Raw genomic sequence first — 12,524 nt, 5'->3', positions numbered from 1 at the left:
TTTCACCACAGCCCGATCGTCCGCCACCACGGCAGCCCGACGCCGAGCCAGATGCCGAGGTTCGCGAGCGAAACGATGAAGCCGAGCAGCCACCAATGGCCCTGGCGCACGTAGCCCGCGCCGAAATACACCGGCGCGGAGCCCGTGCCATAGTGCGTGATACCGGCGTTCAAATTGGAGAAAAACGCCAACGGCCACACCGCCAGCGCCGGCGGCACGCCCGCCGCGAGCGCCGCGCCGAGAAATCCCGGATACAACGCCGACACGTGCGCCGTCATGCTCGCGAAAGTGTAGTGCGCATAGAGGTAGGTCACAACCAGCGCGCCGAGCGCCATCGCCCACGGCCAGCCGTGCAGGTGCGCGAACACCTCGGCGGAGAGCAGGCGGATCACGCCTTGTTGCTGGAGCTGCTCCGCCATCATCAGCAGCGGCGCGAACCAGATGAGGGCATCCCACGCGGTCTTGTCACCCAGCAACTCGTCCCACGTCACCACACGGCAAAGCAAAACCAGGCTCACGCCGGCGAGCGCCACGGTGGTGTTGCCGAGACCGTGCCATGGTGCCGTGACCCACGCACCGAGCACGAGCAGCATGATGCCGACGAGCACGCGTTCGCCCCGACTCATCGGGCCGAGATCGTGCAATTTTGCCCGCGCATGCGTGCGCGCATGCTCCGTCTCGCGCAGATCGGGCGGACTGAGTTCGTGCAGTAACCACGGGATCAACGCGAACGAACACAGCCCCGGCAACGACGCCGCGAGCGCCCAGCGTCCCCACGTCATGTCGACCCCCGCAGTCGTCTTCGCGAGGCGCGCGATCAGCGGGTTCGCCGCCATGCCAGTGAGGAACATCGCCGAGGCCGTGTAGGTGCAATGAAAGCCGACGAGCGTCAGGTAGGCGCCGATGCGATTCGCCGTCGGGCCCGGTCGCGAATCGAGTGCCTCGGCCAAGCTGCGCACAATCGGCGCGATGATGCCGCCGCCGCGCGCCGTGTCCGAGGGCACGACCGGCGCCAGCACGAGGTCGGAGATCGCCACCGAGTAACCGAGCGTGAGCGAGGTGCGGCCGAACCAGCTGATGAAAAAATACGCGATACGCGCCCCGAGCCGCGTGGTGTGAATCGCCCGCGCAAAGAGGAACGCCGCGAAGATGAGCCACACCGTCGTGTTGCCGAAGGCCGCCAGCGCCGTCTCCGCTTCGAGCGTGCCGGTGAGAATCAGGAGCACCGTGGCGAGAAAGACGCTGACGCCCATCTCCACGGGGCGCACGACGAGCGCCAGGATCGTCGCCGCGAAAATCGCCAGCAGATGCCGTTGCGGATCGGTGAACGGCCCGAGCGGCGCGAAATACAGCGCGAATCCCGGCGCCAGCACGAGCGCCCAGCGACGCAGCGTCGTCGCGGCGGAAAGTTTCATCGGCTGAGGGGTGGTCACCGCGGATCCGACGCTGCGAGACGCCTCGCGCGGAGGCAAGGGAGTTGCGCTCAGCTCAACGCGCGGAGCGCGAGCAGCGTGAGCGTCACGGTGAGCGCGCCGCCGATGCGGGTCGCGATCTGCGCGAACGGCATCAGCTGCATGCGGTTCGCCGCCGTGAGGATCGCGACATCGCCCGTGCCGCCCTGCCCGCTGTGGCAGGCGTTCACGATCGCGGCTTCGAGCGGGTAGAGCTTCACCCAGCGCCCGACGATCCACCCGGTCGTCATCAGCGTCGCGACGGTGGCGACGATCGTGACGAGGTTCGCCCAATGGAACGCGGCGATGAGCTTGTCCCACGGCGTCATCACGCCGCCGATGGCGAAGAGCAGCGGATAGGTGACGGCGATGCGGAAGAAGCGATACACGACGTAGGCGCCGGCCTGCGTGCGCGGCGGCACGACGAAGGCGAGCTTCGCCGCCACCGCGAGGAACAGCATCGTGACTGGCGCCGGAAAACCGAAGAGCTCCTTGCCCATCAAGCCCGCGAGATAGAGCGTGACCGCGAACATGCCGGCAGCGGCGATGTGGTCGATGTCCATGTGGTCCGGCACCTCGTGTTCGCCGGCCTTCAGGTCGTCCTGTTCGCCGGGTTGCAAGCGACCCTCGCCGGTGAGGTGCGGGAATTTCTTCCCAAGGAAATTCAACAGCCCCGAGAACACCACGGCGGTCAGGCTGCCGAACATCACGGGCGGCAGGATCTGGGCGAACAACTCGCCTTGGTCGACATGCAGCAACTCCGCGTAACCCGTCGAGAGCGGGATCGCGCCCTCGCCCACTCCGCCCGCCATGATCGGCACGACCACAAACAGCAGCGTGTGCCGCGCGCCGAGCCCGAGCGCCGTGCCGACCGCCGTGCCGACGATCAGCGCCGCGAGCGACCCGGCCGCGAGCGGCACGAAGATCTTCACAAAGCCCCGGATCAACACGCGCCGATCCATGCCGAGAATGCTCCCGACGATCACCGCGGTGATGAACACGTAGAGGAATTGCGAGGACTTGGTGAAGTCCGCCACCGGCTGCATGATCGTGTCGGGCAGGATGCCGTAGAACGCCAGCGCCGACGGCACGAAGGTCGCGCAGATCGCCGCGCCGCCGATGTGCTTGAGCAGCGGCAGGTGCTTGCCGACCTCGGCGCAGAGAAATCCACCGACGCCGATCACGGCGATCATCATGCACATCTCGGCCGGCACTTTGCCGAGCCATACGAAATACCCGACGATGCCGATCAGCGCCACGAGCACCGGCAGCGGAACGACGCCGACCCGCCGCTCCATCCAACGCCACCAACCATGCGGCCAGAACGACTCGCGCGCCGGTGGATTCGCAGGCTTCGCCGGCGCGACACCGTCGGCGGCGGGCGGCAGTGTGGCGGGTTCAGTGGACACGCGGAGCCTCCGGAAGAGCCGCGCGCGACACAGCGACGGCGGGATTGGCGCGAACGACACCCGCCGCGGTCCGATTCGCCCGCCGGCGCAACCAGCTCGCGACGCCGGTATAGGTGAGCAGCGACACGGACAGCGCGCCGAGCAGCAGCACGAGTTGCATTGCCGGCCCACCCCACACGCCCGTGTGGAGCGACATCATGAAATAGTAGACGCGCAGCCCGGTCGGCGCGGTCGCATAAGGCTGTGCGCGCAACAGCGCCCCGCTCGCGCCGTCCCAGTAGGCGTAGGAGCGGGCGTTGGGATGCGCAGCGCCGGCTTCAATGCTGTAGGCGGAGACGACGCCCCCCTTTTTCGGCAGCGGAAGATAGGTCTCACGCGCGGTGGGAAAATGTTCCGCCATGGCGGCAGCGATGCGGTTGAAGCCGACGAACGACTTCGCGCCGGGCGTGCGCGCCAGCGGCGGCGCGGCTTTCGTGGACCCGGTGAGCGGATAGAGCGCGTTCTTCAGCCAATCGAGGGAGATCGGCGATCCGGTGAGCGCGAGGACGGCCAGCACGAGCGCGGCGTAGATGCCGACCGTCTTGTGCAGGCTGAGATTCCACGGGCGGCCGGTGAGCTTCCAGTTCAACGTGAGTCCGGCGACGAGCGCGCGTCGCGTGGCCGGCCACCAGAGCACGACGCCGGTGGCGACGATGAGCACGAAGGCGAGTGCATTGTAGCCGCTGATCGTTTCTCCGATGGAGGATGGCGCGATCTGGAAATATTTGTGCAGGCCCTCGATCCACCCGAAACCTTCGCCGTAGCGCGCGCGGACGCCGAGCACTTCGCCGGTGTAGGGATTCAGGTGCACGTAGTCCTTGTTGGAAAAATAGACGAGGAACGGCGCCGTGGCGTCGCCGAAATAGCGCAGGCTCTCGAGCTCGCCGGTCGGGTGCGCGGCGACGGCGCGCGCGACGAGTTCCTCCGGCGCCAGGCGCGCTGTGCCGGGAACGACGATCCAGCGTTGGGGATCGAGGCGGCGTTCAAGGTTGCTGCGAAAAACCAGCAGCGCGCCCGTGAGCGAAACGACGAGCAGCAGCGCCCCGAGTCCGAGACCCGCCCACAGGTGGAAGTTCAAAAACCATTTGCGCGCGGCGGGAGTCATGCGGAGAAGTGGCGGAGAGGTTGGCGCGGATGCGGGGCGCAGCGGGGAGCGGCCGGCGGGCTCAGAAAATGTAGCGGGCGCTGAAGGTGATCTTGCGCGGCTCGCCGGGGTTGAGGCGCGTGGCGTCGCCCGGGAGCGCGCCGGCGATGTAGGAGCGGTCGAGCACGTTGCCGACGTTCAGTGCGTAGTCGAAGTGCTTCGTGCGGTAGTAGAGGCCGGCGTCGATGCGCGCGTAGCTCGGCAGCTCGAGGCGCGAGGTCGCGACGTTGGTGATGACGGCCTGGCGCTGGCCGGCATAGACGCCGCCGAGACCGAAGCCGAGGCCCTTGAGACGACCGTCGGGAATGTTGTAGCGCGTCCAGAAGCTCGCGCCGTGATGCGGCGTGTTGTCGAGCAGCGCGCCGACAAGCGCCGCGGTGGTCGAAGTTTTGACCGTGGCGTCGATGTAGGTGTAGCCGACTTGGATTTGCCAATAGGGCTTCGGCAGCCAGGCGGCGGAAAGTTCGACGCCGCGGCTTTCCTGCAGGCCGGAGAGGTTCGCGATGGAGTTGCCGGAGGGCGACGTGGTGCCGGTGGTGGTGAGGACGTTCTTCTTCTTGATGTCGTAGAGCGCGACCGACGCGGTGAGGCCCCGCGCGGGGAGTTCGAGTTTCACGCCGGCTTCGACTTGATTGGAGCTCTCGGGCGGGAAGCTGGGGTTGTCGTTGAGGTCGACGTTGCCCGGCGACTGCGGCTTGAAACCCTCGCAATAGCTGCCGTAAACGGACCACTCGGTGGTGGGATGAAACACGAGGCCGAGCGAGGGCAGGCTCTTCGACTCGGAGGGTTTGAGGCCCTTGTGGGGAATCACGTCGAGCTGGTAGGAATCCTGTTTGTCCCAGCGCCAGCCGATCGAGGCGTCGAAGCGCTCGCCGAGCTTCATCACGTCGGAGGCGTAGAGGCCGTAGTTCCAGAATTGCGTGCGGCGATCCTGCAGGCCGGAGGGCGTGAGCGCGTAGTTGCCCGGCGCGTCGGGAACGGAGACGTAGAGGTTAACGGGCGTGACCTGCGGGCCGAAAGCCTTGCGATTGGTGTCGAGGAACTCGTGTCCGCCGTTCGCGCCGAGAATGACCGTGTGCTTGACCTTGCCGGTGACGAACTCGCCGACGGCGTTCGCGTCGACGAAGTTGTAGCGTTTGGTGTTCAGCTGAACGCGGTAGCGCGGGCGGATGGTCGAGAGGCGGTAGTTGGTGGTATTGCTGACGATGGCGCCTTGGGCGGTCTCGAGCGCGAGACGGGAATCGGTGTGATAGGTCGTGCGATACGCCGCGCGCACCGTCCATGTGTCGAGCACGCGTGTCTGGAAACTGAGGCTCGCGGACTCACCGTAATCGGTGTCGCGGGCGTCGGGCGCTTGGTAGGTGACGTTGATCGGCGGGAGCAGCGCGAGGTTCAGGAACGGGACGGCGAGGCCGTCGTCCGCGTGGCGGTCCTCGCGGACGTATTCGGTTTTCAGGGTGACGAACGTGTCCTTGTTCCAGCGATAGGTGAGCGACGGGTAGAGGTATTTGTTGCGCTCCATCGCGTAGTCGCGGAACGAGGTCTTGTCCTCGTAGCTGGCAACGATGCGATAGAGCCACTTGCCGGCTTGGTCGATCGGGCCGGTGGAGTCGAAAGAGGTCGTGAGGCTGTTGGAGTCGCCGAGGCTGCTGGTGTTGCCGGAGTAGGTGCTGGCGAAAACCGAGAGCGACGTCTGGGCGCGGGCGAGCGGGCTCTTCGTGACGATATTGAGCAGGCCGCCGGGGTTGGCCTGGCCGTAGAGGACGGAGGTCGGGCCCTTGATCACTTCGAGGCGTTCGACGTTGACGGTCGGCGGCGAGGCGAAGCGCGACGGCGGACCCGGCAGGCCGTCGACCTGGATGCTTTGCAGATTGGAGCCGGCGGCGGAAAAGCCGCGCAGCGTGAAGGCGTTGGCGTTCGTGCCCTGCTTGTTCAGGCCGACGACGTAGCCGAACGCGTCTTCGAGCCGCGAGGAGCGCACGTCGTCGAGGAAGGCGCGGTTGAGCACCTGCACGCTGAAGGGCAAGTCGACTTGCGCGACGGGCATCTTCATCGCGCCGGTCGTGGTGGCGTCGGTGTAGCGGCCGAGCGTCGTGGTGACCTTGTAGGCGTCGAGGTGGACGACGTTTTCAGAATCGCCGCCGGTCGCGGCGGACGACGTTGCCGTCTGCGCGAGCAGGAGCGAGGGGCAAAGGAGGAGACCGGCGACGAGTGGGGCGCAGCGCAGGGGGTGAGCGGCCGAAGAGTTCATGGGGGCGTGGGGTGAGCGGGCGGAGATACCCGGAGGTGCGCCGCGAAGGTAGTCGTCGATTTTTAAAGGAAACTGAAGCCCGTCTGAAAATAATTTCAGGTCCCGTTCCTCCACGTCGCGAAGCCGGGCGGGAAGAGGTGAAAATTGCTCGCTCACCCCGAGCGCGAACGCACTGTGAGGGGAACCGGGCCTATAGCTCAACGGTTAGAGCAGGGGACTCATAATCCCTTGGTTCTGGGTTCGAATCCCAGTGGGCCCACCACGGTCTCTGCGTCCAGAGAACTGGCTTGGTGCTGGTTCTCCGGCGGCGCACCACATCGGCAAATCGGCGCTGAATGCCGTGCGGGAGGTGTCGCGGTTGGTGTGCGGATCCCGAGTCGTGAAATCCGCGGATGGTGCGCGGACCTCAGACTCGACGGTGGAAATGAAAACGCCGGACCCTTTCGGGTCCGGCGTCGAGAGCCCGGCTTACGCGCCGGCGAATCAGTTCTTCGCCGCGGCGGCGGGATTCACGAGCTTGTCGCGCAGGAGTTGCGCGGCGAGAAGCTCGACGATGTTGCTCGCACCGCTTGTGCCGCCTTGGCCGGCGACGATGTCGGGCACGAGCTTCTGCCCGCTGCTGGCGAGGGCGCGCGCGACTTCGATCGCAACGAAGCTCTCGCGGCTCGTGGCCTCGGCCTTCTGCTTGATCACGGCGGCCTCGGCCAAGCCGATCTTCTGGGTCTTCTCGGCCTCGGCAGCGCCGACGTTCTTGATCACGGTGGCGTCGGCTTCGGAGAGCGCGGTCTTGGCGCGCGCTTCACCCTCGGCCTTGCGGATCGCGGCTTGCGCGGCGAACTCGGCGATCGCGACCGAGCGCTCGGAGTCGACGACCTTGGCCTGCGTGGCGGCAACGGCCTTGGCCTGCTCGAGCTCCTTGCGCACGACTTCGGCCTGGCGTTGCGTCTCGTAGGTGACGCGCTCCTGCTCGGCGATTTTCCGGTCCGTGAGGGTCTTCATCAGATCCTCGGGCGGCACGATGTCGCCGATGAGCGTGTCGACGGCGCCGACGTTGTAGTGCTCGAGCGCGGCGCTGATCTGCTTGCGCGCGTCGCCCTGCTTTTCCGAGCGGGCCTTGAGGAACTCGATGACGTCGGAACTCTGGGCCGCATTGCGGAAGTAGTTGCCGATGGTCGGCTCGAGGACCTGCGTGACGAGGTTCACCATGTTGCCGAAGCGCGCGATGACCTTGGGTGCGTCGTTGCGCGGAATGTGGATGATCTGCGAGACATCGAGGTTGAACTTGAAGCCGTCGGACGAGCGCACGGTGATCGTCGAGAGTTTCTCGTCGAGGCGGTGCGACTCGGTTTTGCCGGTGGCCCAGTTGAGGACGACGTTGGCGGTCGGGACATTCTCGACGCGGTGCGTGCGCGGGTTGATCGCGTAACGGCCCGGATCGAGCGGTTCGGCCCAGACGCCTTTTTTGCCCTTCTCGACGAGATTGCCGTGTTTGAACGACTCGCCGGTCACGTCGCGGCCGACCTCGCCCACATAGGCGATGACGACGCCGGCGTGCGCGATCGGCACCTCGGTCATGTCGACGGTCTCGACGGTCGCGAAGGCGGGATTGATGAAGTAGCGGCCCGCGAGGAGCACCTGTTCCTGCAAGCCCTTGAAGCCGCCCGCAGAGACGAAGGTCTCGCCGTCCTGGAAGGAGTTGTGCCCGTCGATGGTGCGACCGGCAATCTCACCCTGCGGGAGGCTGCGACCTTCCTTGGTGGTGATGATGCCGACGCGGTTCTCCTTGATCTCGAGCACCGACGCGTCGCTCACGGTGAACAGCGCCGTGTTGATGCGGTAAGTGCCGGGCGGAATGATCGCGATCTGCGGTCCGCGCTGACCGCCAGTTTGCAGGAAGGCGCGCGCGTCCTGGAACGAGTCGCAATCGACCTTGCGGCCGAGCACGCGACCGCCGGAGAGCGGCTCGCCGTCCCGCGCCTCGACGACACCGAGCTTGCCCTCGGGCACGGTGACGAACGGGACGATGTCCACGGTGTATTGCCACGGCCAGAGCCAGCAATGCAGGCCCGGCGCGAGGGTGTCGGCCTGGATGCCCGCTTCGCCGTTGAGCGCGATGATGCGGCCATCGGGCAGGCGCGAGCTGGCGCCGCTGAGGCCGAATTTTTTGGTCACGATGCCCACGCCATTGTTCGGCACGATGACCACGCCGAACAGGCGCAGCCACAGCCGATAGGTGGCGAGGAGAAGGACCGCCAGCATGCCGGCGGCCGCAAGGACAATGAGGAGTGTATTCATGGTGGGAATGGGTTCGACGCGGCAGCATGACCATCGATGTCGGAGCGACAATGCTAACTGGTTTAAAACTACACTGCTTTATTGTATCTCGATAATGCTTAATTAAATTGCGCCTTGAATTTACAACTGCGGCGGCGCAACCTGCGTCCATGCCGAAAGTGAGGGCCATCACCGAAGCGGAACGCGCCTATCTCGAGCGCCGGCTGGCGCCGGTCCTGCAGGCGCTGCGGGAAGACAAGGCGTTGTGCGAGGAGTTTCTCGTCTTTGTGCGCGAGCGCGGCGGAAGCATGTCTCTTACGCTGGATCGGCTGAAGACTGTCTGGTGGCCGAGCCGGAAGTCGATGTATCCGGGCTTCTTCGTGCTGGCGCTGGCGGAATTCGGCCTCGCCCACGACTTGTGGGCGAACGAGAAGCCGCGCCGCGCCAACAAGCGCTGACCGACGGAGCCTGTCAGCTCAGCGTCGGGATGCGCTTCGGCTCGGCTGGCGGCGCGCCGACCGAAGCGCGCGTGACGAGTTCGACGGGAAACACGATGGGCTTGTCGGTCGACCCGGCGATGGTGTCGGGACGCGTAATGCGGTTGAGCAACACATCGACTGCGCGCGCACCCATGGCGCGGAGCGGCTGGCGGACGGTCGTCAGCTGCGGCACGCACATGCGGGCGGCGAGCGAATCGTCGAATCCCACGACGGAAATATCCTCGGGCACGCGGAAACCGCACTCGGCCAGCACCTCGATGCAGCCGATGGCGACGCCGTCGTTCACGCAGAAGATCGCATCCGGCAGCGGCTCCCCGGCGTGCCGCCGCAACCAGGCGCGGAGCGCGGCGGCGCCTTCGTGGGTGTTGAAACCGGCCGGCACCACCCATGCCGGATCGCTCGCCTGACGCAGCGAAGCGAGCGCGCGCCTGTAGCCGCTGATGCGGCGCTGTGGGCCGGTCAAATCCTCGGGACCGGCCAGATGCAGGATGCGACGGTGCCCCTCCACGAGCAGGCGACGGGTGATTTCGTAAGCACCGCGCTCCTCGTCGCTCTCGACGTTGAGCACGCCAGGCAGGGGAATGTTCGCATGGATCGAGACGAACGGCGTGTGCGTCGGCAACGGGACGTGATCTTCATGAAACGTCGGCGCCAACAGGATGAGTCCGTCGATGCGGCCGTCGCAGAAACGGTGCAGACGCTCGGGATCCTTCTGCCAATCGTGCAGCGAGAAAACCGTCGTGTTCTGATCATGGCGCGCGGCGGCCTCGAGGATGCCGTTGAACACTTCGAGGAAGTAGTGGTTCAACTCGCCGTCGGTGATGACCGCGGCGACGCCGAGCGTGTCCATGCGCCGATTGGCGAGCGCGCGGGCGGCGGCGTTGGGGCGGTAGGCGAGCTTGCTCGCGGCGGCGAGGATGCGCTCGCGCGTCTCCGACGAGATGCGCGACGACGTGCGCGCGCCGTTGAGGACCGCGGACGCGGCCATGGCGGACACGCCGGCGGCGCGGCCGACATCGGCGAGTGTGGCGGCCCGGACGGGCTTGGTCTTCTTTTTCTTCACGGCGCGCGGCATGGTGGGACGGGCAATCTCAGGGCAGGCGCGGCCCGGTGCAAGCCACGGCATGAAAGCGCACCGGTTTCACGCGAGAGTGAGGATGACCGTGTCGCTGCCGGCCACAGCGGCGGTCGCGGGACCGTTGGCGACTTGGGCGGACCAGCGCGGCGGCAGCGCGCCTTGCCATTTCACCTCGATGCGTGGCCCGCTGCGGCGCGCGATCGCGGAAGCCAGCAACTCGCCGCGCGCGTCATGCAGATCGCATTTTGCCGTCGCTCCGTCCGTCAGTTCGTAGACGCGGAGATTCACCCGGTCGGCGAAATCGTAATCGGGCCGGTCGTCGCGCGCGCCGAAGGCGATCAAGCTGTCCGGGCGGGCGAAAAGCGGCAGGCTGAGAAAACCATGCCGCGCGCGGTGCCAGCGTCCGCCTTCGAGGACTTCACCCGTAAGCACGTGAGTCCAACGGCCGGCCGGCAGGTAGTAGTCGACGCTGCCATCTTCGGTGAAGACCGGCGCGACGAGCAGCGAGGAGCCGAGCAGGTATTGGCGATCGAGCGTGTCGCACGCAGGATCGCCGGGGAATTCGAGCAGCATCGCGCGCAGCGTCGGCACGCCTTCGCGGTGCGCTTCGACAGCCGCGCTCCACAGGTAAGGCATGAGCCGGCACTTTAACTTGGTGAAGAACCGCACGACATCGCACGCCTCGTCATCGTAGGCCCACGGCACGCGGTAGCTGCCGCTGCCGTGCAGGCGACTGTGCGATGAGAGCAGGCCGAACGCCGCCCAGCGCTTGTAGATGTAGGCGGGCGCCGTGCCTTCGAAGCCGCCGATGTCGTGGCTCCAGAAACCGAAACCGCACAGGCTGAGCGACAGCCCGCCGCGCAGAGACTCCGCCATCGACTCCATGGTCGACCAGCAATCGCCACCCCAGTGCACCGGGAAACGCTGGCCGGTCGCGTAGCTCGAGCGAGCGAACAGCACCGCCTCGCCTCGTCCGCGCGCGGCCTCCACGGCGCGAAAGACGCACTCGTTGTAGAGGATCGGGTAGAAGTTGTGCATCTTCACCGGATCGGAGCCGTCGTGGTAGACGACACCCTCGGTCGGAATGCGCTCGCCGAAGTCGGTCTTGATCGCATCGACGCCCAGGCGCAGCAGGCGTGTGATGTGGCCGGCGAACCACTCCGCCGCCGCCGGATTCGTGAAGTCCACGATCGCCATGCCGGGCTGCCAAAGATCTGTCTGCCAGACCGAGCCGTCGGCGCGCTTAAGGAAAAAGCCCTTGGCTGCGCCTTCCGCGAAGAGCGGGGAACGCTGCGCGACATAGGAATTGATCCACACGCTCACGCGCAGGCCGCGTGCGTGGAGCCGTTGCAACAGACCCGCTGGGTCCGGAAACACGCGCGGATCCCACTCGAAGCTGCACCAGTCGAACTCGCGCATCCAAAAACAGTCGAAGTGGAACACATGCAGCGGCAAGTCGCGCTGCTTCATGCCGTCGATGAAGCTCGTGGCCGTCGCCTCGTCGTAATCCGTCGTGAACGAGGTCGAGAGCCACAGGCCGAACGACCACGGCGGCGGCAACGCCGGCCGGCCGGTGAGCGCCGCGAGGCGGCGCAACACGTCCTTCGGATCGGGACCGAGGATCACGAAATACTCGAGACTCTCGCCGGGGACGGAGAACTGCACGCGCGAGACCTTTTCCGACGCGACCTCGAACGAGACATGCCCGCACTCGTTCACGAGCACGCCGTAGCCGCGATTCGTGAGGTAGAACGGCACGTTCTTGTAAGCCTGTTCGCTGCCGGTGCCGCCGTCCTTGTTGGCGATCTCCACGGTCTGTCCGTTCTTCACGAAGCTCGTGAAGCGCTCGCCGAGACCATAGACGTTTTCGCCGACGGCGAGGCTGAGCCCCTCGACCATGTGACTCGGCCCGCCGGCGCACTGCATGTAGGCGGCGCCGCGCCAGCCACTGCGGGTGACGACGCGTTCGCCGTCGAGGAAACTGAGCGCCCAGCCGCCCTGCCGCTCGACGCGCGCCGTGAGCGCGCCGCTCGTGAGCGCGCCGCTCGTGAGCGTGGCGCTCTGGTCGTTGCTCGTGAGGCGCACACCGGTGGCTTGCTCGGCGAGCAGCGGCAGTTGCGGACCACGATTCAGTCCGCCGGAGAAATGCTCGATGCGCACGCGCACGACGTTTTCCAACGGTGAGCTGAGCCGAATCGTCAGCAACGGACCCTGCAGCGTATCGCCGCGGTGCCGGATCGGGCGAGTCGGCGCGTGGATAACCAACGCGTCGCCTTCGCGAGTCACGGTGTGCGCTTCAGCGGGATAGTGGGCTTGCACGCCCGGCTGCAGCAACCAGGCGCCATCGGTGAACTTCATGGGATGCGAGGGGCGGATTA

Annotated in this window: 8 protein-coding genes and 1 tRNA gene; 2 read left to right on the top strand and 7 right to left on the bottom strand. The window is 66.4% G+C overall.

The genetic code is table 11. From position 1 onward, the window contains the following. Positions 1–2: 2 nt before the first annotated feature. The 4 genes from KF715_12855 to KF715_12840 all read right to left on the bottom strand — a co-directional run bounded on the left by KF715_12855 (position 3) and on the right by KF715_12840 (position 6,294). The gene (locus KF715_12855) at positions 3–1,415 is read right to left on the bottom strand and encodes a DASS family sodium-coupled anion symporter (protein MBX3737578.1); all 1,413 of its coding nucleotides are present in this window, start codon (positions 1,413–1,415) and stop codon (positions 3–5) included. 68 nt (positions 1,416–1,483) lie between these two features. Continuing rightward, a complete protein-coding gene (locus KF715_12850; protein ID MBX3737577.1) occupies positions 1,484–2,860 on the bottom strand; it encodes a 2-hydroxycarboxylate transporter family protein in 1,377 nt (458 codons plus the stop codon). Beyond that, positions 2,850–4,004: a PepSY domain-containing protein gene (locus KF715_12845; GenBank protein ID MBX3737576.1), complete on the bottom strand. Its 1,155-nt coding sequence runs from the start codon at positions 4,002–4,004 to the stop codon at positions 2,850–2,852. The genes KF715_12850 and KF715_12845 overlap by 11 nt, the downstream gene beginning before the upstream one ends. A gap of 61 nt (positions 4,005–4,065) precedes the next feature. After that, positions 4,066–6,294 carry a TonB-dependent siderophore receptor gene (locus KF715_12840; protein MBX3737575.1) on the bottom strand — a complete coding sequence of 743 codons (2,229 nt, stop codon included), beginning with the start codon at positions 6,292–6,294 and terminating at the stop codon, positions 4,066–4,068. A gap of 186 nt (positions 6,295–6,480) precedes the next feature. Here KF715_12840 and KF715_12835 point away from each other — a divergent pair. Next, positions 6,481–6,556: transfer RNA gene (locus KF715_12835), tRNA-Ile, on the top strand. 221 nt (positions 6,557–6,777) lie between these two features. Here the strand turns inward: KF715_12835 and KF715_12830 are convergent. Further along, the gene (locus tag KF715_12830) at positions 6,778–8,589 is read right to left on the bottom strand and encodes a hypothetical protein (protein ID MBX3737574.1); all 1,812 of its coding nucleotides are present in this window, start codon (positions 8,587–8,589) and stop codon (positions 6,778–6,780) included. A 149-nt stretch (positions 8,590–8,738) separates the two neighbouring features. On the opposite strand from KF715_12830, the gene KF715_12825 reads away from it, so the two are divergent. Then, a complete protein-coding gene (locus KF715_12825) occupies positions 8,739–9,026 on the top strand; it encodes a hypothetical protein (protein MBX3737573.1) in 288 nt (95 codons plus the stop codon). 13 nt (positions 9,027–9,039) lie between these two features. Here the strand turns inward: KF715_12825 and KF715_12820 are convergent, their stop codons facing one another. Together KF715_12820 and yicI are read right to left on the bottom strand one after the other, a co-directional pair. After that, positions 9,040–10,143, bottom strand: coding sequence for a LacI family DNA-binding transcriptional regulator (locus KF715_12820; protein ID MBX3737572.1), 1,104 nt, complete (start codon positions 10,141–10,143; stop codon positions 9,040–9,042). Between the two features lie 66 nt (positions 10,144–10,209). Beyond that, a complete protein-coding gene (gene yicI, locus KF715_12815) occupies positions 10,210–12,504 on the bottom strand; it encodes an alpha-xylosidase (GenBank protein MBX3737571.1) in 2,295 nt (764 codons plus the stop codon). Positions 12,505–12,524: the final 20 nt, after the last annotated feature.

This window comes from Candidatus Didemnitutus sp., assembly GCA_019634575.1.
Lineage (GTDB): Bacteria > Verrucomicrobiota > Verrucomicrobiia > Opitutales > Opitutaceae > Didemnitutus.
This window is presented reverse-complemented; position numbering and strand designations above follow the sequence as displayed.

What these genes read in the sequence shown, in the direction of transcription:
- KF715_12825 (MBX3737573.1), top strand. Translation starts at nt 8,739, where the DNA reads ATGCCGAAAGTGAGGGCCATCACCGAAGCGGAACGCGCCTATCTCGAG.
- KF715_12855 (MBX3737578.1), bottom strand. Translation starts at nt 1,415, where the DNA reads ATGAAACTTTCCGCCGCGACGACGCTGCGTCGCTGGGCGCTCGTGCTG.
- KF715_12845 (MBX3737576.1), bottom strand. Translation starts at nt 4,004, where the DNA reads ATGACTCCCGCCGCGCGCAAATGGTTTTTGAACTTCCACCTGTGGGCG.
- KF715_12820 (MBX3737572.1), bottom strand. Translation starts at nt 10,143, where the DNA reads ATGCCGCGCGCCGTGAAGAAAAAGAAGACCAAGCCCGTCCGGGCCGCC.
- KF715_12830 (MBX3737574.1), bottom strand. Translation starts at nt 8,589, where the DNA reads ATGAATACACTCCTCATTGTCCTTGCGGCCGCCGGCATGCTGGCGGTC.
- yicI (MBX3737571.1), bottom strand. Translation starts at nt 12,504, where the DNA reads ATGAAGTTCACCGATGGCGCCTGGTTGCTGCAGCCGGGCGTGCAAGCC.
- KF715_12840 (MBX3737575.1), bottom strand. Translation starts at nt 6,294, where the DNA reads ATGAACTCTTCGGCCGCTCACCCCCTGCGCTGCGCCCCACTCGTCGCC.